36 protein-coding genes are annotated in these 21,508 nt (G+C 67.1%); 28 read left to right on the forward strand and 8 right to left on the reverse strand.

The genetic code is table 11. From position 1 onward, the window contains the following. Positions 1-131 precede the first annotated feature (131 nt). Positions 132-413, reverse strand: a complete 282-nt coding sequence (locus tag ACFWGZ_RS11260) for a DUF4287 domain-containing protein (protein ID WP_382451363.1) — start codon at positions 411-413, stop codon at positions 132-134. Between the two features lie 95 nt (positions 414-508). On the opposite strand from ACFWGZ_RS11260, the gene ACFWGZ_RS11265 reads away from it, so the two are divergent. Beyond that, positions 509-679, forward strand: a complete 171-nt coding sequence (locus ACFWGZ_RS11265) for a hypothetical protein (RefSeq protein ID WP_382451364.1) — start codon at positions 509-511, stop codon at positions 677-679. Here ACFWGZ_RS11265 and ACFWGZ_RS11270 read toward each other — a convergent pair. The 7 genes from ACFWGZ_RS11270 to ACFWGZ_RS11300 form a co-directional block, all read right to left on the reverse strand. Continuing rightward, positions 676-1,113 (reverse strand): hypothetical protein, encoded by a 438-nt coding sequence (locus ACFWGZ_RS11270; RefSeq protein WP_382451365.1) that lies wholly within the window; start codon positions 1,111-1,113, stop codon positions 676-678. The genes ACFWGZ_RS11265 and ACFWGZ_RS11270 overlap by 4 nt on opposite strands. Next, on the reverse strand, positions 1,110-1,556 hold the full coding sequence (locus tag ACFWGZ_RS11275) for a hypothetical protein (protein ID WP_382451366.1): 447 nt from the start codon (positions 1,554-1,556) through the stop codon (positions 1,110-1,112). Before ACFWGZ_RS11275 ends, ACFWGZ_RS11270 begins: the two co-directional genes overlap by 4 nt. A gap of 91 nt (positions 1,557-1,647) precedes the next feature. Beyond that, a complete protein-coding gene (locus ACFWGZ_RS11280) occupies positions 1,648-1,947 on the reverse strand; it encodes a zf-TFIIB domain-containing protein (protein WP_382451367.1) in 300 nt (99 codons plus the stop codon). Between the two features lie 39 nt (positions 1,948-1,986). Next, positions 1,987-2,811, reverse strand: coding sequence for a phosphotransferase family protein (locus tag ACFWGZ_RS11285; RefSeq protein WP_382451368.1), 825 nt, complete (start codon positions 2,809-2,811; stop codon positions 1,987-1,989). A 22-nt stretch (positions 2,812-2,833) separates the two neighbouring features. Then, on the reverse strand, positions 2,834-3,283 hold the full coding sequence (locus ACFWGZ_RS11290; RefSeq protein ID WP_382451369.1) for a hypothetical protein: 450 nt from the start codon (positions 3,281-3,283) through the stop codon (positions 2,834-2,836). After that, the gene (locus ACFWGZ_RS11295) at positions 3,280-3,747 is read right to left on the reverse strand and encodes a hypothetical protein (RefSeq protein WP_382451370.1); all 468 of its coding nucleotides are present in this window, start codon (positions 3,745-3,747) and stop codon (positions 3,280-3,282) included. The genes ACFWGZ_RS11290 and ACFWGZ_RS11295 overlap by 4 nt, the downstream gene beginning before the upstream one ends. A 35-nt stretch (positions 3,748-3,782) precedes the next feature. Beyond that, positions 3,783-4,271, reverse strand: a complete 489-nt coding sequence (locus ACFWGZ_RS11300) for a hypothetical protein (protein WP_382451371.1) — start codon at positions 4,269-4,271, stop codon at positions 3,783-3,785. A gap of 309 nt (positions 4,272-4,580) precedes the next feature. Between ACFWGZ_RS11300 and rpsL the strand changes: the two genes are divergently transcribed. The 27 genes from rpsL (at position 4,581) to ACFWGZ_RS11435 (ending at position 21,467) form a co-directional block, all read left to right on the forward strand. Beyond that, positions 4,581-4,955: a 30S ribosomal protein S12 gene (rpsL, locus tag ACFWGZ_RS11305; protein WP_030473471.1), complete on the forward strand. Its 375-nt coding sequence runs from the start codon at positions 4,581-4,583 to the stop codon at positions 4,953-4,955. Continuing rightward, a complete protein-coding gene (gene rpsG, locus ACFWGZ_RS11310; RefSeq protein ID WP_330854390.1) occupies positions 4,955-5,425 on the forward strand; it encodes a 30S ribosomal protein S7 in 471 nt (156 codons plus the stop codon). The genes rpsL and rpsG overlap by 1 nt, the downstream gene beginning before the upstream one ends. A 78-nt stretch (positions 5,426-5,503) precedes the next feature. Beyond that, the gene (gene fusA, locus ACFWGZ_RS11315) at positions 5,504-7,606 is read left to right on the forward strand and encodes an elongation factor G (RefSeq protein WP_382451372.1); all 2,103 of its coding nucleotides are present in this window, start codon (positions 5,504-5,506) and stop codon (positions 7,604-7,606) included. A 147-nt stretch (positions 7,607-7,753) separates the two neighbouring features. After that, positions 7,754-8,947: an elongation factor Tu gene (gene tuf / locus ACFWGZ_RS11320; RefSeq protein ID WP_330854392.1), complete on the forward strand. Its 1,194-nt coding sequence runs from the start codon at positions 7,754-7,756 to the stop codon at positions 8,945-8,947. 587 nt (positions 8,948-9,534) lie between these two features. After that, a complete protein-coding gene (gene rpsJ / locus ACFWGZ_RS11325) occupies positions 9,535-9,840 on the forward strand; it encodes a 30S ribosomal protein S10 (protein WP_003938093.1) in 306 nt (101 codons plus the stop codon). A 27-nt stretch (positions 9,841-9,867) separates the two neighbouring features. Continuing rightward, complete coding sequence (rplC, locus tag ACFWGZ_RS11330; protein ID WP_382451373.1) at positions 9,868-10,518, forward strand: 50S ribosomal protein L3; 651 nt, start codon at positions 9,868-9,870, stop codon at positions 10,516-10,518. Further along, positions 10,518-11,204, forward strand: a complete 687-nt coding sequence (gene rplD, locus ACFWGZ_RS11335; protein ID WP_330854393.1) for a 50S ribosomal protein L4 — start codon at positions 10,518-10,520, stop codon at positions 11,202-11,204. The genes rplC and rplD overlap by 1 nt, the downstream gene beginning before the upstream one ends. Then, complete coding sequence (rplW, locus tag ACFWGZ_RS11340) at positions 11,201-11,500, forward strand: 50S ribosomal protein L23 (RefSeq protein ID WP_030473465.1); 300 nt, start codon at positions 11,201-11,203, stop codon at positions 11,498-11,500. Before rplD ends, rplW begins: the two co-directional genes overlap by 4 nt. A gap of 19 nt (positions 11,501-11,519) precedes the next feature. Further along, positions 11,520-12,353, forward strand: a complete 834-nt coding sequence (gene rplB, locus ACFWGZ_RS11345; protein ID WP_030473464.1) for a 50S ribosomal protein L2 — start codon at positions 11,520-11,522, stop codon at positions 12,351-12,353. 18 nt (positions 12,354-12,371) lie between these two features. Further along, the gene (gene rpsS / locus ACFWGZ_RS11350) at positions 12,372-12,653 is read left to right on the forward strand and encodes a 30S ribosomal protein S19 (protein WP_030478300.1); all 282 of its coding nucleotides are present in this window, start codon (positions 12,372-12,374) and stop codon (positions 12,651-12,653) included. 35 nt (positions 12,654-12,688) lie between these two features. Beyond that, positions 12,689-13,087, forward strand: coding sequence for a 50S ribosomal protein L22 (rplV, locus tag ACFWGZ_RS11355; RefSeq protein WP_089915295.1), 399 nt, complete (start codon positions 12,689-12,691; stop codon positions 13,085-13,087). Then, positions 13,087-13,920: a 30S ribosomal protein S3 gene (gene rpsC / locus ACFWGZ_RS11360; RefSeq protein ID WP_330854394.1), complete on the forward strand. Its 834-nt coding sequence runs from the start codon at positions 13,087-13,089 to the stop codon at positions 13,918-13,920. Before rplV ends, rpsC begins: the two co-directional genes overlap by 1 nt. Before the next feature lie 3 nt (positions 13,921-13,923). Then, on the forward strand, positions 13,924-14,343 hold the full coding sequence (gene rplP, locus ACFWGZ_RS11365; RefSeq protein ID WP_030473461.1) for a 50S ribosomal protein L16: 420 nt from the start codon (positions 13,924-13,926) through the stop codon (positions 14,341-14,343). Next, a complete protein-coding gene (gene rpmC, locus ACFWGZ_RS11370) occupies positions 14,343-14,585 on the forward strand; it encodes a 50S ribosomal protein L29 (RefSeq protein ID WP_090094705.1) in 243 nt (80 codons plus the stop codon). Before rplP ends, rpmC begins: the two co-directional genes overlap by 1 nt. Beyond that, positions 14,582-14,863, forward strand: coding sequence for a 30S ribosomal protein S17 (gene rpsQ, locus ACFWGZ_RS11375; protein WP_030473459.1), 282 nt, complete (start codon positions 14,582-14,584; stop codon positions 14,861-14,863). The genes rpmC and rpsQ overlap by 4 nt, the downstream gene beginning before the upstream one ends. Before the next feature lie 71 nt (positions 14,864-14,934). Beyond that, positions 14,935-15,303, forward strand: coding sequence for a 50S ribosomal protein L14 (gene rplN / locus ACFWGZ_RS11380; protein WP_030473458.1), 369 nt, complete (start codon positions 14,935-14,937; stop codon positions 15,301-15,303). A 2-nt stretch (positions 15,304-15,305) separates the two neighbouring features. Next, positions 15,306-15,620: a 50S ribosomal protein L24 gene (gene rplX / locus ACFWGZ_RS11385; protein ID WP_382451374.1), complete on the forward strand. Its 315-nt coding sequence runs from the start codon at positions 15,306-15,308 to the stop codon at positions 15,618-15,620. Positions 15,621-15,622: 2 nt separating this feature from the next. Further along, positions 15,623-16,186: a 50S ribosomal protein L5 gene (rplE, locus tag ACFWGZ_RS11390; protein ID WP_330854395.1), complete on the forward strand. Its 564-nt coding sequence runs from the start codon at positions 15,623-15,625 to the stop codon at positions 16,184-16,186. A 4-nt stretch (positions 16,187-16,190) separates the two neighbouring features. Continuing rightward, positions 16,191-16,376, forward strand: coding sequence for a type Z 30S ribosomal protein S14 (locus ACFWGZ_RS11395; RefSeq protein WP_030473455.1), 186 nt, complete (start codon positions 16,191-16,193; stop codon positions 16,374-16,376). A 122-nt stretch (positions 16,377-16,498) separates the two neighbouring features. Beyond that, positions 16,499-16,897, forward strand: a complete 399-nt coding sequence (rpsH, locus tag ACFWGZ_RS11400) for a 30S ribosomal protein S8 (RefSeq protein ID WP_030478309.1) — start codon at positions 16,499-16,501, stop codon at positions 16,895-16,897. A 12-nt stretch (positions 16,898-16,909) separates the two neighbouring features. Continuing rightward, the gene (rplF, locus tag ACFWGZ_RS11405) at positions 16,910-17,449 is read left to right on the forward strand and encodes a 50S ribosomal protein L6 (RefSeq protein ID WP_330854396.1); all 540 of its coding nucleotides are present in this window, start codon (positions 16,910-16,912) and stop codon (positions 17,447-17,449) included. Position 17,450: 1 nt separating this feature from the next. Beyond that, a complete protein-coding gene (rplR, locus tag ACFWGZ_RS11410; protein ID WP_166044654.1) occupies positions 17,451-17,852 on the forward strand; it encodes a 50S ribosomal protein L18 in 402 nt (133 codons plus the stop codon). Positions 17,853-17,886: 34 nt separating this feature from the next. Continuing rightward, a complete protein-coding gene (gene rpsE / locus ACFWGZ_RS11415; RefSeq protein ID WP_030473451.1) occupies positions 17,887-18,495 on the forward strand; it encodes a 30S ribosomal protein S5 in 609 nt (202 codons plus the stop codon). 2 nt (positions 18,496-18,497) lie between these two features. Continuing rightward, on the forward strand, positions 18,498-18,683 hold the full coding sequence (rpmD, locus tag ACFWGZ_RS11420) for a 50S ribosomal protein L30 (RefSeq protein WP_045309828.1): 186 nt from the start codon (positions 18,498-18,500) through the stop codon (positions 18,681-18,683). Continuing rightward, on the forward strand, positions 18,680-19,120 hold the full coding sequence (gene rplO, locus ACFWGZ_RS11425) for a 50S ribosomal protein L15 (protein WP_382451375.1): 441 nt from the start codon (positions 18,680-18,682) through the stop codon (positions 19,118-19,120). Before rpmD ends, rplO begins: the two co-directional genes overlap by 4 nt. A gap of 475 nt (positions 19,121-19,595) precedes the next feature. Next, a complete protein-coding gene (gene secY, locus ACFWGZ_RS11430) occupies positions 19,596-20,906 on the forward strand; it encodes a preprotein translocase subunit SecY (RefSeq protein WP_382451376.1) in 1,311 nt (436 codons plus the stop codon). Further along, positions 20,907-21,467, forward strand: a complete 561-nt coding sequence (locus tag ACFWGZ_RS11435; RefSeq protein WP_382451377.1) for an adenylate kinase — start codon at positions 20,907-20,909, stop codon at positions 21,465-21,467. Positions 21,468-21,508: the final 41 nt, after the last annotated feature.

Raw genomic sequence — 21,508 nt, forward strand, 5'->3', positions numbered from 1 at the left:
GAAGTCGGGAACGGCCCCTGGAGCTTCGTGCTCCGGGGGCCGTTTTCGTTTCCTGCTCGGGGCTCCGCTCCGGACCCCGCCAGCTGATCGAAGACCGGCCGGCGCCTTCGGCTTCGCCAGCGGTTGCTTCGCTAGCGGTTGGCGATGCCGTCGAGTCGTAGCGTTGTCGACTCGTCCCTGTGGGTTCCTGCGGTGCCCACGTGCTTCTCGCTGATCTCCGTGCCGTTCTTCAGCACGTGGTACAGCGCCATGCCGTGGCCCCTGCCCAGGTCGTAGTCGGTCTTCAGCCATTCCAGGAACACGCCCGCCTTCGTGGTGCCGTCGTAGCCGCGTTCCGCCGCTGCTGCCAGCAGGTCGGCCGGGGTCTTGCCCGTCTTCTTCTCCGCGCCGTCGAGGTAGGCCTGGAAGGACATCGTGGTCTCCGTTCTTCTGGTGGGACGAGCTTAGGACAAAGCCGGTTGTCTTGACAAGAAAATTTGTCGGTGAGGTGGCTGGTTCGATCGAGGGCATGGGTGAGCTGCGGTGGGAGGACGTTCGCGGGTGGTTCGTGTCGGAGAACGGGTGCCTGCACGACGGGTGCGTCGACGTCCGGCAGTTGAGGGGGCCGAAGCGGGTGGGCATGCTCGGTGTGTTCTTGCGCGGGCCCGCCCGTGACGTGTTCGTGGTCAGGTCGCCCTAGCGGCGGCGAGTCCTGGCCAGGGCCCTTGCCCTGATCACCAGGTCGTCCACCAGGTGTTCGTCCACCAGGGGTGGGACGCCGGACTCGTCGGTGCAGCAGCGGGGCTTCGTGCGCTTCTCGGAGAGCCTGGGGCGGACGCCTGCCATCTCGTACAGGGCCTCGTAGAGGTCCAGGCCCGGGTCGTCGTCGTGCGGGCCCACCAGCAGGACCCAGACCGTGTCCGGGGTGGGGAAGGCGACCACGACCCTGTCGGCGCCTCTGAGATGTTTCACGCACAGGCGGGGGAGGGGTTCCGGGCCCGTCACGCGGTAGCCCAGGGCGGCGCAGCCCGAGTGGGCCAGTTCGTCGAGGAAACGTTCGTAGGCCAGGCGGGCGCGGCCGCGCAGGCCGTTGGCCTGGGCGTGTGCGGTGTGGGTCTCTACTACCTGGATCAAGCTGTGCGGACCACGCGTCCCCTGCCGCTGCGCATCTCGTCCAGCGAGGTGGCGAGGTCGGACCTGTCGAGGAGGGACTGGTCGCTGAGGCGGCGGTGGACTTCGTCGATCAGGCCGCGGGTCTTGCCGGCGCGGCGGAGGTCTGCGACGAGGTGGAGGACCTCGTGCAGGCGCACGGTGTCGAGGAGCATGCGCGGTTCTTGGCTGTGGATGGCGAGGACGCCTTCCCGGGCCCAGGCCTTCACGGTCTTCTCGGTGAGCTCGAGGAGTTCGCCCGCCACCACCGGGCGCACCGGTGGGGCCTGGCGGAGCGTGCGGGCCACCACGCCGTCGAGCTTGCGGCGGCGTTCGTCGTCTTCTGCGAGGGACGACGCCACGGACTCGATCTCCTCGATCGTTTCGAAGAGATCCCGGATCTGGGCGGCCTCGGTCGCGACAGACATGGTTGCTCCTCCCGTTGACTACCGATTATCGCGCAGAAATTCGGTAGCCGTCAACGGCCCCGGACCGGTGGTCCGGGGCCGTCGCACGAGATCAGGAGGAGAAGAAGAGGCCGCCGAGGCCGCGGTGCTTGCGGTGGCCGTAGCCGTAGGCCCCGTGGCCGCCGTGGTGGTGGTGGACCTGCTGCGGCGCGGCGCCCCAGGCGGGCTGGGCCGGCGCCGGGTACGCGGCGGGCGGCGGGGGCGGCGGAGCCTGCATCTGGGCTTCGAGGCGCGTGATGGACTCGAGCTCGCCGTAGTCGAGGAAGACCCCGCGGCAGCCGTCGCACTGCTCGATGTGGACGCCCATGCGGTCGAACGTGCGCATGTTCGCATGACACTTGGGACACTGCATCGTGGTGAGCCTCCTGGGTAAGACCGGACAAAAACGATACTAGCCGCGGTCGCCGTAGCCGTGCGTCGCGACGATCCGACTACATGCCTCGACCAGCGGTTCCACTGCCTGCAGGCCGGTCATGAGTGCCCGCGCTGCCATCTGGACAACGTACGCCTGAGCCGGAATGTTGAGGACATCCCATTCCGATGTCGTCACGGCCACACCACCCGTTTCACGGTAGGTGTTGAGGAACCTCGCCCACAGGTCGTGCGGCAGCACCCCCACCGCGAACAACGCCGCAGGTCGCGCCAGGTCCCACACCGGGTCGCCCACGCCCAGGTCGTCCACGTCGATCAGCCGCCACGCGCCCCTGTGCACGAGCTGGCCCAGGTGCCAGTCGCCGTGGATCAGGGCCCGGCCGCCCATGGTCAGCGGCGGCAGGACCTCGTAGGCGGCGAGCACCACGTCGGCGTGCGGCAGGCCGGGCGGCAGGGCCTCGATCGCGCGCACGATCCGGTCGGGCGTGCCCGCGACGGGCCCCCGCACCGGCAGCGCGTGCAGCTTCGCGAGCAGCTCCGCGCTCTGCTCCCACGGCGCCCCGTCCGGGTCCGCCTGGCTCACCGGCGTCCCGTACGGCCACACCGTCACCGGCCGGTCGTCCACGAACTGCAGCGGCTTCGCCGGCGGCAGCAGGAGGTCGGGGTGCTCCGCCGCGATCTCCACGCGCTGCCGCAGCGCCGCCACGTCGGTGTCCGCGGGGTGCGCCTTCGCCACCAGGTCGCCGACGCGCACGACGACCACGTCGCCGCGGTCGCCGCCGAGCACCTCGGGGTCGGCGGAGGAGCCGGTCAGCGAGGCCATCGCCGCGATCAGGTCGTCCACGCGCACAGTGAACCAGCGCGGGCTACCTCGCGATGCAGATGGTCATCATCGGCTGCGTGTAGGTCTTCGAGTCGTCGCCCGCGCACAGCGAGCGGTCGGACTCGCCCTCGACGAGCTTCGTCACCCTGCGCGTGCCGGCGCCGCACGCCACCCGTTCGAAGTACTGGTTGACCGCCTTGAGGCAGTCGCCCTCCTGCACGTTCAGCACGTAGCAGTACCGCGTCTTACCTGTTCCCCGCGTGCGGCCGGACGACTCGTCCAGGTAGTCACCGGTCGGGCACATCGTCCGCCGTTCGCGTGAAGACACCCGGTACACCGCGTCCTGCGCCGAGCAGTCGACCTCGACCATGTCGACGCTCGGGTCGGAGAGGTCGGACTGCTTCGCGCACTCGCCGACGCCGGCCTGGTCGGTGAAGCCGGAACAGCCGGACAGCACCAGGACGAGCGCGGCGAGCAGGACGGTGACCCTCATGGCTTCCCCAAGCAGATCGTGGTGGCGGGCTGCGAGTAGTGGATCGCTTTCTCCTCGGGCGCACAGCCGCTCTGCGGACCGGTGACGACCGCGGTCACCCTCTCCTGCGAACGGGGACCGCACTCGTCCCGCGCGAGCGCGCTGTGCTCGCGGCCCTTCCTGCGCGCCGTCAGGGTCTGCAGGCAGTCGCCCGCCTCGACGTCGAGCATCAGGCAGCGCGTCCCGCCGGAGGGGTCGTCCGCGACCGAGTAGGGGCCGAGCGGGCACCTGCCGGGCGTGCGCTCGTCAGGGGAGTCGACGAGCAGCGCGACCTTGTACGTGGCGTTGTACGCCCCGCAGTCCACCGCGCTCATGTCGGTCGACGTCCGCGCGGCGCGGAGCGCGTAGCAGGACGGCTCCGGGTTCTCGCGCTGCCACTGCTGCACCAGCGCGGTGATCCCCGCCATGCACAGCAGTGCGAGCACGGACGGCACGATCCACTGCCGCCAGGCCCCGGCTCTCACACGTTCTCGAGGCAGATCGTCGTGGCCGGGTCCGGGTAGGTGCGGGCCTCGGCGCCGCCGCACAGCGCCCGGTCGTCGCCCGCGGACACCTTGGACACCCGCTGGGTCGCGCCCGCGCCGCAGGCCACCCGTTCGTGGAACGCCTCGGACCGCTTCAGGCAGTCGCCCTCCCGGACGTTGAGGACGTAGCAGAACTGCTTGGACCCGCCCGACCGGCCGGCCTTGCGCTCGGTCTGCGTGAGGTAGTCGCCGGACGGGCACGACCTCCTCTGCTCGAGCTTCACGAGCCGGTACGAGGCGTCCGCGGATGTGCAATCGGTCTCAGTCATGTCGAACCCGCCGTCCGAGGAGGCGGACGGCCGGGCGCACTCGCCGACCTCGACGCTCGTCAGCAGGTCCCGCGCGATGAAGAACGCGGGGATCCCGATCACGAGCGCGGCGATGCCGTAGACCAGCAGCTTGAGCTTCAACGCGTTCTCCGTCACGCGAGTACCGTCGGTGGCGGCACCATGTCTACTGCAGCCGGGCCCGCGGCACCCCCGTTTTGACCCGGGTAGACGTGGACGGGTATCTTTGCTACTCGTGCCCGACCCATGTCGGGCCGCTCCGCGTGCCCGTGAGGCCGCGGTGTCCTCCACTCGCGGTGGCAGTTGAGGCTCTTGCTGGGCTGAGGCTGGCGCTCGCGGACCTGGGGAGCGGGCGACACGCCCGACCTCGGGTGCAGAGAGGGATCAAGAAACACGAGGGTGAACCGCAAGGAGATCCCTCAAAAAGACGGAAGAAGCAGCCGGCGAATGCCAACGATCCAGCAGCTGGTCCGCAAGGGCCGCCAGGACAAGGTGGCGAAGCAGAAGACGGCGGCCCTCAAGGGCTCGCCGCAGCGGCGCGGTGTGTGCACCCGCGTTTACACCACCACCCCCAAGAAGCCGAACTCCGCACTGCGCAAGGTCGCTCGCGTGAAGCTGACCAGCGGCATCGAGGTCACGGCCTACATCCCCGGTGAGGGCCACAACCTCCAGGAGCACTCGATGGTGCTCGTGCGCGGCGGTCGTGTGAAGGACCTGCCGGGTGTTCGCTACAAGATCATCCGTGGTTCTCTCGACACGCAGGGTGTCAAGAACCGCAAGCAGGCTCGCAGCCGCTACGGCGCGAAGAAGGAGAAGAGCTGATGCCCCGCAAGGGACCGGCCCCGAAGCGGCCGCTTATCTCTGACCCGGTCTACAGCTCGCCGCTCGTGACCCAGCTCATCAACAAGGTGCTGGTGGACGGCAAGCGCTCCGTGGCCGAGAAGATCGTCTACGAAGCCCTCGAGGGTGCTCGCGAGAAGACCGGCACCGACCCGGTCGTCACGCTGAAGCGCGCGCTGGACAACGTGAAGCCGGCTCTCGAGGTCAAGAGCCGCCGCGTCGGTGGTGCCACCTACCAGGTGCCGATCGAGGTCAAGCCCGGCCGCTCCACCACGCTGGCGCTGCGCTGGCTGATCACCTTCTCCCGGCAGCGCCGTGAGAAGACCATGGTCGAGCGTCTGATGAACGAGCTGCTCGATGCGAGCAACGGTCTCGGTGCGAGCGTCAAGCGCCGTGAGGACACGCACAAGATGGCCGAGTCCAACAAGGCCTTCGCCCACTACCGCTGGTGATCCGACGCCCGGCCGCACCACCTGGCCGGGCTCTCCCAGCCCTAGTGAGCTCACAAGCTCAAGACAGGGGAAAGACCCGTGGCACAGGACGTGCTCACTGATCTCTCCATGGTCCGCAACATCGGGATCATGGCGCACATCGACGCGGGCAAGACCACGACGACGGAGCGGATCCTCTTCTACACGGGGATCAGCTACAAGATCGGCGAGGTTCACGACGGCGCGGCCGTGATGGACTGGATGGAGCAGGAGCAGGAGCGCGGCATCACGATCACGTCGGCCGCGACGACCTGCTACTGGAAGAACCACCAGATCAACCTGATCGACACGCCGGGCCACGTCGACTTCACCGTCGAGGTCGAGCGCAACCTGCGCGTCCTCGACGGCGCCGTCGCCGTCTTCGACGGCAAGGAGGGCGTCGAGCCGCAGTCCGAGCAGGTCTGGCGGCAGGCGACCAAGTACGACGTCCCGCGCATCTGCTTCGTCAACAAGATGGACAAGCTCGGCGCGGACTTCTACTTCACGATCAAGACGATCCAGGACCGGCTCGGCGCCAAGCCGCTGCCGCTCCAGATCCCGATCGGTGCCGAGAGCGACTTCATCGGGGTCGTCGACCTGATCGAGATGCGCGCGCTCACCTGGCGCGGCGAAGTCCAGAAGGGCGAGGACTACGCGATCGAGGAGATCCCCGCGGATCTGCTCGAGAGGGCGCAGGAGTTCCGCGAGCAGCTGCTCGAGGCCGTCGCCGAGACCGACGACGACCTCACCGAGAAGTACTTCGAGCAGGGCGACCTCTCCGTCGAGGAGATCAAGGCCGGCCTCCGCAAGATCGTCGCCGCGGGCTCCGCGTACCCGATCCTGTGCGGCTCCGCCTTCAAGAACAAGGGCGTCCAGCCCATGCTCGACGCGGTCATCGACTACCTGCCGTCGCCGCTCGACCTCCCGCCGGTCGAGGGCACGCTGCAGGACGGCGAGACCGTCGTCAAGCGCAGCCCGTCCACGGACGAGCCGTTCTCGGCGCTGGCGTTCAAGATCGCCGTGCACCCGTTCTTCGGCAAGCTGACCTACATCCGGGTCTACTCGGGCAAGGTCGCTGCGGGCACCCAGGTCGTCAACGCGACCAAGGACCGCAAGGAGCGCATCGGGAAGATCTTCCAGATGCACGCCAACAAGGAGAACCCGGTCACCGAGGCCATCGCGGGGCACATCTACGCCGTGATCGGTCTCAAGGACACCACGACCGGTGAGACCCTGTGCGACCCGCAGCACCCGATCGTGCTCGAGTCGATGACCTTCCCCGAGCCCGTCATCCAGGTGGCCATCGAGCCCAAGACGAAGGCGGACCAGGAGAAGCTCGGCACCGCGATCCAGAAGCTGGCCGAGGAGGACCCGACGTTCCGGGTCAACCTCGACCAGGAGACGGGCCAGACCATCATCGCCGGCATGGGCGAGCTCCACCTGGACATCCTGGTGGACCGCATGCGCCGCGAGTTCAAGGTCGAGGCCAACATCGGCAAGCCTCAGGTGGCGTACCGGGAGACCATCCGCAAGGCGGTGGAGAAGTACTCCTACACCCACAAGAAGCAGACCGGTGGCTCCGGCCAGTTCGCGAAGGTGCTCGTCACCGTCGAGCCGCTGGAGAAGAAGGAAGACGGCGCGCTCTACGAGTTCGTCAACGCCGTCACCGGTGGTCGCATCCCCCGCGAGTACATCCCGTCGGTCGACGCGGGTGCGCAGGACGCGCTGCAGTACGGCGTGCTGGCGGGCTACCCGCTGGTCGGCGTGAAGGTGACGCTGCTCGACGGCGCCTACCACGAGGTCGACTCCTCGGAAATGGCGTTCAAGATCGCTGGTTCGATGGCCCTCAAGGAAGCCGCCCGTCAGGCGTCTCCCGCGATCCTCGAGCCTCTGATGGCCGTCGAGGTCACGACGCCCGAGGAGTACATGGGCGACGTGATCGGCGACCTGAACTCCCGCCGTGGCCAGATCCAGGCCATGGAGGAGCGCAGCGGCATCCGTGTCGTCAAGGCACTGGTTCCGCTGTCGGAAATGTTCGGGTATGTGGGTGACCTGCGGTCGAAGACCCAGGGTCGCGCCAACTACTCGATGGTGTTCGACTCCTACGCAGAGGTTCCCGCGAACGTCTCGAAGGAGATCATCGCGAAGGCGACCGGGGAGTAACTCCCCACCGGAGCACCGCAGTTCGACCGCGGGCTCTCCGGGGGTGATCCCTGGGGTCCGCTACTTTCAGACCCTGACGTGTAAGTCCGGCGGGTGGCCACAGATGCCCGCCGGACCAGCAAAAAAGAAGTCCAGGAGGACAATCCAGTGGCCAAGGCGAAGTTCGAGCGGACGAAGCCGCACGTCAACATCGGCACCATCGGTCACATCGACCATGGCAAGACCACGCTGACCGCGGCGATCTCCAAGGTTCTGCACGACGCGTACCCCGATGTGAACGCCTCGTTCGCGTTCGACCAGATCGACAAGGCGCCGGAAGAGAAGCAGCGCGGCATCACGATCTCGATCGCGCACATCGAGTACCAGACGGAGAACCGTCACTACGCGCACGTCGACTGCCCCGGTCACGCCGACTACATCAAGAACATGATCACCGGTGCGGCGCAGATGGACGGCGCCATCCTGGTGGTCGCGGCGACCGACGGCCCGATGCCGCAGACGAAGGAGCACGTCCTCCTGGCCCGCCAGGTCGGCGTCCCCTACATCGTCGTCGCGCTCAACAAGGCCGACATGGTGGACGACGAGGAGATCCTGGAGCTCGTCGAGCTCGAGGTCCGCGAGCTGCTCTCCGAGTACGAGTTCCCGGGCGACGACCTGCCGGTCGTGCGCGTTTCGGCGCTGAAGGCGCTGGAGGGCGACGAGACCTGGGGCAAGTCGGTTCTCGAGCTCATGGCCGCCGTCGACTCGGCGATCCCGGAGCCGGAGCGCGACACCGAGAAGCCGTTCCTCATGCCCGTCGAGGACGTCTTCACGATCACCGGCCGCGGCACCGTCGTGACCGGTCGCATCGAGCGCGGCATCATCAACGTGAACTCCGAGATCGAGATCGTCGGTATCAAGGAGACGTCGAAGAAGACGACGGTCACCTCGATCGAGATGTTCAAGAAGTTCCTCGACGAGGGCCGCGCGGGCGACAACGCCGCGCTGCTGCTCCGCGGCATCAAGCGCGAGGAGGTGGAGCGCGGCATGGTCATCGTCAAGCCGGGCACCACGACCCCGCACACCGAGTTCGAGGCCCAGGTCTACATCCTGTCGAAGGACGAGGGTGGCCGCCACACGCCGTTCTTCAACAACTACCGTCCGCAGTTCTACTTCCGGACGACGGACGTGACCGGCGTCGTGACGCTGCCCGAGGGCACCGAGATGGTCATGCCGGGTGACACCACCGGCATGTCGGTCAAGCTGATCCAGCCGATCGCCATGGACGAGGGCCTCCGCTTCGCGATCCGCGAGGGTGGCCGCACCGTCGGCGCCGGCTCGGTCACCAAGATCATCAAGTGACCTAGCTCGACCCAGTTCGGCGACAGGCCGGGCCAACGATCTTCGTTGGCCCGGCCTTCGTCGTTCTCCGGCGAAGTTGTGCGACAGCTCACGCCGGGTCGTCGTCGGTCGCAGGGGAGTGGCGGCCTCGCGGGGATCCCGTTGCCGGGCAACGGAACCGCCGCGGCCGTCGCTCCACACGGGACGGACGGTACGGCTCACCGGCCAAGATCCGGACGTGATCTGGCTCCAACTCGCCCACCCCGATTTGGAACGCCTCGCGACCGTGTGGCATCCTTTACGGGTTGCTCGACGAAGGCCGGGTCGCATCCGTGCGTGTCCGATCCCTTCGACCGAGCGTCCGCGCCCTGTTAGTGAACGCCTCCTTGCGGAGATGGGCATCAGGGTGCATGGGCTGTGGTAGGCCCAATCCCACCGGGGAGACCTTGAGTGGGACCGGTATGCGCACCGGGCGCGACACGCCCGACCGCGTGGACCGGGCACCATGACACTTCAACAGGGGCGGAGCGCGCCAAGAGGCTGTAGCAGGCCTCATCCGAGGCACCGCACCGCAGCGGTTACGAGAAGCAGAGGAACGGCAAGCCATCATGGCGGGACAAAAGATCCGCATCCGGCTCAAGGCCTACGACCACGAAGCGATCGACGCGTCTGCACGCAAGATCGTGGAGACCGTGACGCGCACCGGCGCTCGGGTTGTCGGGCCAGTGCCGCTGCCCACTGAGAAGAACGTGTACTGCGTCATCCGCTCGCCGCACAAGTACAAGGACTCGCGCGAGCACTTCGAGATGCGCACGCACAAGCGGCTGATCGACATCCTCGACCCGACGCCGAAGACGGTGGACGCGCTCATGCGCATCGACCTGCCGGCCAGCGTCGACGTCAACATCCAGTAAGCGTTGGGCGCGGAGAGTAACGGACCAATGTCTGACAGGCAGATGAAGGGCATCCTGGGCACCAAGCTCGGCATGACTCAGGTCTTCGACGAGAACAACCGGGTCGTCCCGGTGACCGTCGTCAGGGCTGAGCCGAATGTCGTCACCCAGGTTCGCACCGAGGAGAAGGACGGCTACACCGCCGTCCAGCTGGCGGCCGGCGCGATCGACCCGCGCAAGGTCAACAAGCCCGTCGCGGGCCACTTCGCCAAGGCCGGGGTCACGCCCCGCCGCCACCTGGTGGAGCTGCGCACGACGGACGCCGGCGAGTACACGGTCGGCCAGGAGATCACCGCTGAGGTGTTCGAGGCCGGCGCTGTTGTCGACATCACCGGCACCAGCAAGGGCAAGGGCACCGCGGGTGTCATGAAGCGCCACAACTTCCGGGGTCTCGGCTCCAGCCACGGCACCCAGCGCAAGCACCGCTCGCCGGGTTCCATCGGCGGCTGCGCCACCCCGGGTCGCGTCTTCAAGGGTCTGCGCATGGCCGGCCGCATGGGCCACGTGCGCGTCACGACCCAGAACCTGAAGGTGCACAAGATCGATGCCGAGAACGGCCTGCTGCTCATCAAGGGCGCTGTTCCCGGCCCCAAGGGTGGTCTGGTGTTCGTCCGGACTGCTGCGAAGGGTGGTGCCTGATGTCGACCGTTGAGATCCGCACCCCGGACGGCAAGTCCGCCGGCTCGGTCGAGCTGCCGGCTTCCGTCTTCGACGCGCAGGCGAACGTCGCGCTGCTGCACCAGGTCGTCGTGGCCCAGCAGGCCGCCGCGCGCCAGGGCACGCACTCGACGAAGACCCGCGGCGAGGTGTCCGGTGGTGGCAAGAAGCCTTACCGCCAGAAGGGCACCGGTCGCGCCCGCCAGGGTTCGACCCGTGCGCCGCAGTTCGCCGGCGGTGGCGTCGTCCACGGCCCGCAGCCGCGTGACTACACCCAGCGGACCCCCAAGAAGATGAAGGCCGCCGCTCTGCGTGGCGCCCTCTCCGACCGGGCTCGCGCCAACCAGGTGCACGTCGTGTCCGGCCTGGTGGACGGGGACACCCCGTCGACCAAGACCGCGCGCAAGGTCCTGGAGTCGGTCACCCAGGCCCGTCGCGTTCTCGTGGTGCTCAACCGCACCGACGAGGTCGCGTGGGTCAGCGTGCGCAACCTGCAGCACGTGCACGTGATCGCGCCGGACCAGCTCAACACCTACGACGTGCTCGTCAACGACGACGTGGTGTTCACCAAGGACTCGCTCGACGTGTTCCTCGCCAGCAAGGGCCAGCAGGGCTCCGGCTCGGCCGAGGCCACGGCGGTCGTGGTGGACGAGGAGGCCTCGAAGTGATCCCCGACCACAGGGACATCTTGCTCGCGCCCGTGATCTCCGAGAAGTCCTACGGACTGCTCGAGGAGAACAAGTACACCTTCCTGGTGGCGCCGGGTTCGAACAAGACCCAGATCAAGATCGCCGTGGAGAAGGTCTTCGGCGTGAAGGTCGTCAGCGTCAACACCATCAACCGGCAGGGCAAGCGCAAGCGCACCCGCACCGGGTTCGGCAAGCGCAAGGACACGAAGCGCGCGATCGTGACCCTGTCCTCGGACAGCAAGCCGATCGAGATCTTCGGCGGCCCTGCCGCCTGATGACGAGGACTGCGTAGAGATGGGCATTCGCAAGTACAAGCCGACGACTCCCGGTCGTCGCGGTGCGAGCGTCTCCGACTTCGCCGAGATCACTCGGTCGACTCCGGAGAAGTCGCTGATCCGCCCCCTGCACAAGCTGGGCGGCCGCAACGCGTCGGGCAAGATCACCACGCGGCACAAGGGTGGCGGTCACAAGCGGGCCTACCGCCTGATCGACTTCCGTCGCCACGACAAGGACGGCGTGCCGGCCAAGGTCGCTCACATCGAGTACGACCCCAACCGCACCGCGCGCATCGCGCTGCTGCACTACGCGGACGGCGAGAAGCGCTACATCATCGCCCCGGAGAAGCTCAAGCAGGGTGACACGGTTGAGAACGGCCCCAAGGCCGACATCAAGCCGGGCAACAACCTGCCGCTGCGCAACATCCCGGTCGGTTCCGTGATCCACGCGATCGAGCTCCGCCCCGGCGGCGGCGCGAAGATCGCCCGCTCCGCCGGTGCCTCGGTGCAGCTCGTGGCGAAGGACGGCCCGTACGCCCAGCTGCGGATGCCTTCGGGCGAGATCCGCAACGTGGACGTGCGCTGCCGCGCCACGCTCGGCGAGGTCGGCAACAAGGAGCACCAGAACATCAACTGGGGCAAGGCCGGCCGCATGCGGTGGAAGGGCAAGAAGCCCACCGTCCGCGGTGTCGCCATGAACCCCGTTGACCACCCGCATGGTGGTGGTGAAGGTAAGACCTCCGGTGGTCGCCACCCGGTCAACCCGGCTGGTAAGCCCGAAGGCCGTACCCGCCGCCGTAAGCCAAGCGACAAGCTCATCGTCCGGCGTCGTCGCACCGGTAAGAAGCGCTGAGCAGGGAGGGAGTGAAGGATGCCTCGCAGCCTTAAGAAGGGTCCCTTCGTCGACGACCACCTGCTCAAGAAGGTGGACGTTCAGAACGAAGCGGGCAAGAAGACCGTCATCAAGACGTGGTCCCGCCGGTCCACGATCATCCCGGACATGCTGGGTCACACCATCGCGGTGCACGACGGCCGCAAGCACGTCCCGGTGTTCGTGACCGAGGCGATGGTCGGGCACAAGTTGGGCGAGTTCGCCCCGACCCGCACCTTCAAGGGCCACATCAAGGACGACCGGAAGTCTCGTCGCCGCTAGGCGCCGAACTGAACAAGAGCAAGGGAAAAGCAGCGATGAACGCCCGTAAGGACGCTGAGGCAGCGGAGTTTCCGCGCGCCGTGGCTCGGGCTCGTTACGTTCGCGACACCCCCATGAAGGTGCGTCGCGTCATCGAGCTCATCAAGGGTCGTAACGCCAGCGAGGCCCTGGCCGTGCTCCAGTTCGCGCCCCAGGCCGCCTCTGAGCCGGTCGCGAAGGTGCTCGCCAGCGCCATGGCCAACGCCGAGAACAACCTGTCCCTGGACCCCTCCACCCTCTGGGTGTCGGTGGCCTACGTGGACGAGGGTCCGACCCTCAAGCGTTTCCGCCCGCGTGCCCAGGGCCGCGCGTACCGGATCCGCAAGCGGACGAGCCACATCACCATCGAGGTGGAGTCTCGTCCCAAGAAGACCAGCGCGAAGGGAACGCGGTAGTGGGCCAGAAGATCAACCCGCACGGCTTCCGGCTGGGGATCACCACCGACTGGAAGTCCCGCTGGTACGCAGACAAGCAGTACGCCGAGTACGTGGCGGAGGACGTCAAGATCCGCCGCCTGCTCAGCAAGGGCATGGAGCGTGCCGGCATCTCCAAGGTGGAGATCGAGCGGACCCGTGACCGGGTGCGCGTCGACATCCACACCGCCCGGCCGGGCATCGTCATCGGCCGTCGTGGTGCCGAGGCGGACCGCATCCGCGGTGAGCTGGAGAAGCTCACCAAGAAGCAGGTCCAGCTGAACATCCTCGAGGTCAAGAGCCCCGAGTCGGACGCGCAGCTCGTGGCACAGGGTGTCGCCGAGCAGCTGTCCAACCGCGTCGCCTTCCGGCGCGCGATGCGCAAGGCCATCCAGTCGGCCATGCGTTCGCCGCAGGTCAAGGGCATCCGCGTGCAGTGCGGCGGTCGCCTCGGCGGCGCCGAGATGTCCCGCTCGGAGCACTACCGCGACGGCCGCGTGCCGCTGCACACGCTCCGCGCCAACATCGACTACGGCTTCTTCGAGGCCCGCACCACGTTCGGCCGCATCGGCGTGAAGGTGTGGATCTACAAGGGCGACATCGTCGGTGGCATCTCCGCCAAGCGCGCGCTCGACGCGGCTGCGCCTTCGCAGGCCGACCGCGCCCCGCGCCGCGACCGTGGCGAGCGTCCGAACCGGGCCCGTCGCTCCGGTGCCAGCGGCACCACCGCGACGAGCACCGAGGCCGGTCGTGCAGCGGCTGACGCCAACGCGTCCGCCGAGGCCCCGGCTGCTGCAGAGAAGACGGAGAGCTGAGTCATGCTCATCCCTCGTAGGGTCAAGCACCGCAAGCAGCACCACCCCAAGCGGTCGGGTGCTGCCAAGGGCGGCACGAAGGTCACCTTCGGTGAGTACGGCATCCAGGCTCTCGAGCCCGCCTACGTCACCAACAGGCAGATCGAGTCCGCTCGTATCGCCATCACGCGCCACATCCGTCGTGGCGGCAAGGTCTGGATCAACATCTTCCCGGACCGCCCGCTGACGAAGAAGCCGGCCGAGACCCGCATGGGTTCCGGTAAGGGTTCGCCGGAGTGGTGGGTGGCCAACGTCAAGCCGGGTCGCGTCCTCTTCGAGATGGCCTTCCCGAACGAGCAGGTGGCCCGCGAGGCTCTTCGCCGCGCGATCCACAAGCTCCCGATGAAGTGCCGCATCGTTACGCGTGAGGGTGGTGAGTTCTGATGGCAGCGGGTACCACCGCTTCCGAGCTGCGTGAGCTCACCGAGGAAGAGCTCGTGCTGCGTCTGAAGGAATCGAAGGAAGAGCTCTTCAACCTTCGTTTCCAGATGGCCACGGGCCAGCTCGACAACAACCGGCGGCTGCGCACGGTCCGGCACGACATCGCCCGGATCTACACCGTGATGCGGGAGCGGGAGCTCGGGCTCTCCGCTTCGCCGGATTCCACTGGTGAGGGTGCGGCATGACCGACAGCAACGAAGTCCAGACCGAGAAGCGCAACGACCGCAAGGTCCGTGAGGGCCTCGTCGTGTCCGACAAGATGGACAAGACGATCGTCGTCGCGCTCGAGGACCGCAAGAAGCACCCGCGTTACTCCAAGATCATGCGCTCCACCACCAAGGTGAAGGTGCACGACGAGGAGAACGCGGCGGGCATCGGCGACCGCGTCCTGCTCATGGAGACCCGGCCCCTGTCGGCGACCAAGCGCTGGCGGCTCGTCGAGATCCTCGAGAAGGCCAAGTAAGTCTCATCTAGACAGACCGAGCCCGTCGGGTCGGAAATCCGGCGGGCCAGGAATGGTCAAGGAGCAGGTAAGTGATTCAGCAGGAGTCGCGGCTTCGTGTCGCCGACAACACCGGTGCGAAGGAGATCCTTTGCATCCGTGTTCTCGGTGGTTCGGGCCGCCGCTACGCGGGCATCGGCGACATCATCGTCGCGACCGTCAAGGACGCGATCCCCGGTGCCGGCGTGAAGAAGGGTGACGTCGTCAAGGCCGTCATCGTCCGCACCGTCAAGGAGCGCCGTCGCGCGGATGGCTCGTACATCCGCTTCGACGAGAACGCCGCCGTGCTCATCAAGAACGACAACGAGCCCCGCGGCACCCGCATCTTCGGCCCGGTCGGGCGCGAGCTGCGCGACAAGAAGTTCATGAAGATCATCTCGCTGGCTCCGGAGGTGCTCTGACCATGAAGGTGAAGAAGGGCGACACGGTCGTCGTCATCGCCGGCAAGGACAAGGGTGCGAAGGGCAAGGTCATCATGGCCTACCCGGAGACCGGCAAGGTCCTGGTCGAGGGCGTGAACCGGATCAAGAAGCACACCAAGATCACGCAGACCCAGCGGGGCGCGCAGTCTGGTGGCATCGTGACCCAGGAAGCCCCGATCAACGTCTCCAACGTGATGGTGGTCGACTCGGACGGCAAGCCGACCCGTGTTGGTTACCGGACGAACGACGAGGGCAAGCGGGTCCGCATTTCCCGTCGTAACGGGAAGGACATCTGATCATGACCACCGCAGAGAAGATCATCCCTCGGCTCAAGACGCGCTACCGCGACGAGGTCAAGGGCGAGCTGCAGAAGCAGTTCTCCTTCGCCAACGTCATGCAGATCCCGGGCGTCGTGAAGGTCGTCGTCAACATGGGTGTCGGCGACGCCGCCCGTGACGGCAAGCTGATCGAGGGTGCCGTCAAGGACCTCTCGATCATCACCGGCCAGCGTCCCGAGGTCCGTCGGGCCCGCAAGTCGATCGCGCAGTTCAAGCTGCGCGAGGGCATGCCGATCGGTGCGCGCGTCACGCTGCGCGGCGACCGCATGTGGGAGTTCCTCGACCGCCTGCTGACGATCGCGCTGCCCCGTATCCGCGACTTCCGCGGCCTCTCGGGCAAGCAGTTCGACGGCAACGGCAACTACACGTTCGGTCTGAACGAGCAGTCGATGTTCCACGAGATCGACCCGGACGCTATCGACCGGCCTCGCGGCATGGACATCACCGTCGTCACCACCGCCACGAACGACGAGGAGGGCCGGGCGCTGCTGAAGCACCTGGGCTTCCCGTTCAAGGAGAACTGAGTCGATGGCCAAGAAGGCGTTGATCAACAAGGCCGCGAAGAAGCCGAAGTTCAAGGTCCGGGGCTACACCCGGTGCCAGCGTTGCGGCCGCCCCCACGCGGTGTTCCGCAAGTTCGGCCTCTGCCGGATCTGCCTGCGCGAGATGGCTCACCGCGGTGAGCTGCCTGGCGTGAGCAAGTCCAGCTGGTAATTCCAAGCTTCATTACTTCGCTGTAGGCCCGCACACGACCGTCCTGTCCTCCTCCGCACGGGGGAGGGCGGGTCTGGACCCTGAGCCGGTGAACCGCAGCGAGAAAGGTTGACCAGGTCACCATGACGATGACCGATCCCATCGCAGACATGCTCACTCGTCTGCGGAACGCGAACTCGGCTTACCACGACAAGGTCGTGATGCCGCACTCCAAGATCAAGGCGAACATCGCCGAGATCCTCAAGCGCGAGGGCTACATCGCCTCGTACCGCGACGAGGACGGCGAGGTGGCCAAGAACCTGGTCGTCGAGCTGAAGTACGGCCCGAACCGCGAGCGCAGCATCGCCGGCCTCCGCCGCGTGTCCAAGCCCGGTCTGCGCGTGTACGCGAAGTCGACCGGCCTGCCCCGAGTCCTCGGTGGCCTCGGCGTGGCGATCATTTCGACCTCTGGCGGTCTCATGACCGACCGCCAGGCCAACAAGGCAGGCGTGGGCGGAGAAGTCCTCGCCTACGTTTGGTAAGGGGGAGTAGACATGTCGCGCATCGGTAAGCAGCCGATCATTGTCCCCTCCGGGGTCGACGTGAACATCGCCGGCCAGGACGTGAGCATCAAGGGCCCCAAGGGTCTCCTGACGCTGACGCTCGCTGAGCCGATCGTCGTCGAGAAGGCCGAGGACGGCACTCTCGAGGTCAAGCGCCCGAACGACGAGCGCCGCAACCGCGCGCTCCACGGCCTGTCGCGCACGCTCGTGCACAACATGGTCGTCGGCGTGACCCAGGGTTACGAAAAGAAGATGGAGATCCACGGCGTCGGTTACCGCGTCGCGCTCAAGGGCTCTGAGCTCGAGTTCGCGCTCGGTTACTCGCACCCCGTCAAGGTGGAGGCCCCCGCGGGCATCACCTTCGCGGTCGAGACCCCGACCCGCTTCTCCGTCTCGGGTATCGACAAGCAGCTGGTCGGTGAGGTCGCCGCCAACATCCGCAAGCTGCGCAAGCCCGACCCGTACAAGGGCAAGGGCGTCCGCTACTCGGGCGAGAAGATCCGTCGCAAGGTCGGAAAGACGGGTAAGTGACATGAGCGAGTCGACTGTTACGAAGCGCAAGCCGGTGGGCAAGGACATCTCCACCAGGCGTCGTGTTGCCAAGGCCCGTCGCCACTTCCGCCTCCGCAAGAAGGTCAGCGGCACCGCCGAGCGCCCGCGCCTGGTCGTGCACCGGTCGTCGAAGCACATCACCGTGCAGATCATCGACGACCTGAAGGGCCACACCGTCGCGTCCGCGTCCTCCATGGAGGCCGACGTCCGCGGTATGGACGGCGACAAGAAGGCCCGTGCGGCCAAGGTCGGCCAGCTGGCCGCGGCCCGTGCCAAGGACGCCGGCATCACGGCGGTCGTGTTCGACCGCGGTGGCAACGCGTACCACGGCCGGATCGCCGCTCTGGCGGACGCCGCTCGCGAGGCGGGGCTGGAGTTCTGACAATGATCAACACCGGAATTGAGAGGGACGCCTGATGCCAGGACGTACGCGTCGCGAAGGCGGCGGGGGCGAGCGCGGAGAGCGCCGCGACCGTCGTGACGGCGGCCGCGGCGGCGCGGCCCAGGAGAAGACCCCCCACCTCGAGCGCGTGGTTGCCATCAACCGCGTCTCCAAGGTGGTCAAGGGTGGTCGTCGGTTCAGCTTCACCGCGCTCGTCGTGGTGGGTGACGGCGACGGCATGGTCGGCGTCGGCTACGGCAAGGCCAAGGAAGTTCCCGCGGCCATCGCCAAGGGTGTCGAGGAGGCGAAGAAGAACTTCTTCCGCGTTCCTCGCATCGCCGGCACCATCCCCCACCCGGTCCAGGGTGAGAAGGCCGCTGGTGTGGTCCTGCTGCGTCCGGCCTCGGCCGGTACCGGTGTCATCGCGGGTGGCGCTGTCCGCGCCGTCCTCGAGTGCGCCGGCGTGCACGACGTGCTGTCGAAGTCGCTCGGCTCCGACAACGCGATCAACATCGTGCACGCGACCGTGGCGGCCCTCAAGGGCCTGCAGCGTCCCGAAGAGGTCGCGGCCCGTCGTGGCCTGCCCCTCGAGGACGTCGCTCCCGCCGGCATGATCCGCGCTCGCGCGGGCCAGGGGGTGTGATCATGGCTCAGCTCAAGATCACCCAGGTGCGCAGCACCATCGGTACCAAGCACAACCACCGCGAGTCGATGCGCACCCTCGGGCTGCGCAAGATCCGCCAGTCGGTCGTGCGTGAGGACACCCCCCAGGTGCTCGGCCTGATCCACGCCGTGCGTCACCTGGTGGTTGTTGAGGAGGTCCAGTCGTGACCATCAAGATCCACGACCTGCGTCCCGCCCCCGGAGCCAAGACCGCCAAGACCCGCGTCGGTCGCGGTGAGGGCTCCAAGGGCAAGACGGCCGGCCGCGGTACGAAGGGCACGGGCGCTCGCAAGAACGTCTCGCCGCGCTTCGAAGGTGGCCAGATGCCGCTGCACATGCGGCTCCCGAAGCTCAAGGGCTTCAAGAACCCGTTCCGCACCGAGTACCAGGTCGTGAACGTCTCCGACATCGCCGCCTCGTTCCCCGAGGGTGGTTCGGTCGACGTCGCCGCGCTGGTGCTGGCCGGGCTGGTCCGCAAGGGCTCGCTCGTCAAGGTGCTGGGCGATGGTGAGGTCAGCGTCAAGCTCGACGTCACCGCCGACAAGTTCTCCAAGTCCGCTGCGGAGAAGTTGGCTGCTGCTGGTGGGTCCTCCACCGTGGCGTGATGCTTTTGGTCTGAAGGGCCCCGGGCTTCTGGCTCGGGGCCCTTCGGCGTTCTCGGGGCTCGCTGTGGCTGGGTGGCGGCCGGGTTCCGGGGTGGGTGCCGCCGGGTCGTGTTTCCACCGGCCGGGGTCTGTCGCCCGTGCGAGTGAGGCTCCAGGTGGGTTCTGCGGTCAGCTGAAAGATTGACCCCGTAGGTGGGAACAGCGGGGTGGGCGCAAACGTTCGCGAGTGACGTCTTGGCTGCTCGTAGCACGGAAATGAAGGAGTTTCTACCCCGGATGGCCTAGTGGTGTGGTGAGAGATCAACGAGTTGGAACCTGTGATTGGCCACTGGGTACGGCGGGGTCGTGGGAGACTGTTAGAGTCGCGGGCTGAACCCGGATGTCCTCCGGGTTGCTTGGTCGTGGCTGCCTGCTGCGGCCTGCCAACTACCGCATGTGCCGGTCCCTGGGGGTCGGCAACGCTCAGGAGGTTCGCGTGCTCGGCGCATTCCGCTCGGCTCTCGCGACGCCGGATCTACGCAAGAAGATCCTGTTCACGCTCGGGATCATCATTGTGTACCGGCTTGGTGCGACCATGCCCGCGCCGGGCGTGTCCTTCAAGAACGTGCGGGCGTGTGCCGAGCAGCTCGAAGGCCAGAACATCTACTCGCTGATCAACCTGTTCAGCGGCGGTGCTCTGCTCAACCTGTCGGTGTTCGCGCTGGGGATCATGCCCTACATCACCGCGAGCATCATCATCCAGCTGCTCACCGTGGTCATCCCGCGGTTCGAGCAGTTGAAGAAGGAAGGACAGGCCGGTCAGGGCAAGCTGACGCAGTACACGCGCTACCTGACCATCGGGCTCGCGATCCTGCAGTCCACCGGTCTCGTCGCCCTGGCGGTGCGCGGGCAGCTGTTCGGTGAGTGCGACCAGGACGTCATTCCCGGCAAGGACAGCATCTTCACCCTCATCGTGCTGGTCATCACCATGACCGCCGGCACCTCGGTCATCATGTGGCTGGGCGAGCTCATCACCGAGAAGGGCATCGGCAACGGCATGTCGTTGCTGATCTTCACCGGTATCGCCGCCCGCATCCCGGCCGAGGGCAAGAACATCCTCGACAAGAGCGGCATCACCTTCGCGCTCGTGATCGTGGCCGCTCTCATCATCATCGCGAGCGTCATCTACGTCGAGCAGGCCCAGCGCCGCATCCCGGTGCAGTACGCCAAGCGCATGATCGGCCGCCGCATGTACGGCGGTACGTCGACGTACCTCCCCCTCAAGGTGAACCAGGCCGGCGTCATCCCGGTCATCTTCGCCTCGTCGCTGCTCTACCTGCCGGACCTGATCGTGCGCCTCACCCAGGGTTCCTCCACCGAGCCCAACTGGTTCTCGACGTTCGTCCAGACCTACCTGGTCAAGCAGTCGAGCTGGGTGCACATCGCCACGTACTTCCTGCTGATCGTCTTCTTCACGTACTTCTACGTCGGCATCACGTTCAACCCGGACGAGCGCGCTGACGAGATGAAGAAGTTCGGTGGCTTCATCCCCGGCATCCGACCCGGTCGCCCGACCGCCGAGTACCTCAAGTTCGTCCTGGGGCGCATCACGCTCCCCGGCTCGCTCTACCTCGGCATCGTGGCGATCCTGCCGAACCTGTTCCTGGACCTGACCGGCGACGGCCAGAACCAGAACTTCCCGTTCGGCGGCACCGCGGTTCTGATCATGGTCGGTGTCGGACTCGACACCGTGAAGCAGATCGAGAGCCAGCTCATGCAGCGCAATTACGAAGGGTTCCTCCGCTAGATGCGACTCGTTCTCGTTGGCCCGCCGGGTGCGGGCAAGGGCACCCAGGCCGAAGTGCTGAGCCGCAAGCTCGGTGTGCCGCACATCTCGACGGGCGACCTCTTCCGGTCACACATCAGCAACCAGACCGAGCTCGGCCTCGAGGTGCAGAGCATCCTCGACGAGGGCGCGCTCGTGCCGGACTCCATCACGAACGAGATGGTCCGCAAGCGTCTGGCCGAGTCCGACGCGACGGACGGGTTCCTGCTCGACGGGTTCCCGCGCAACGTCGCCCAGGCGGACAAGCTGGGTGAGTTCCTGGCCGTCGGCGGGCACAAGCTCGACGCGGTGCTGGAGTTCCGGGTCGACGAGGACGTCGTGGTGGAGCGGCTGCTCGCGCGCGGGCGCACGGACGACAAGGAAGACGTCATCCGGCACCGCCAGCAGGTGTACCGCAACGAGACCGCCCCGCTGCTGAGCTACTACGCGGAGAAGGTCGTCTCCATCGACGCGGTCGGCGAGATCGACGAGATCAGCGAGCGCGCGCTGGCGGCGCTGCACTCGTTGCGCGACGAGAAGTGACAGGTGGACTGCTTGACCGGCTCCGCACTGTCGTCACCGGT

Origin of the sequence: Lentzea sp. NPDC060358, from assembly GCF_042725365.1 — a bacterium.
GTDB lineage: Bacteria > Actinomycetota > Actinomycetes > Mycobacteriales > Pseudonocardiaceae > Lentzea.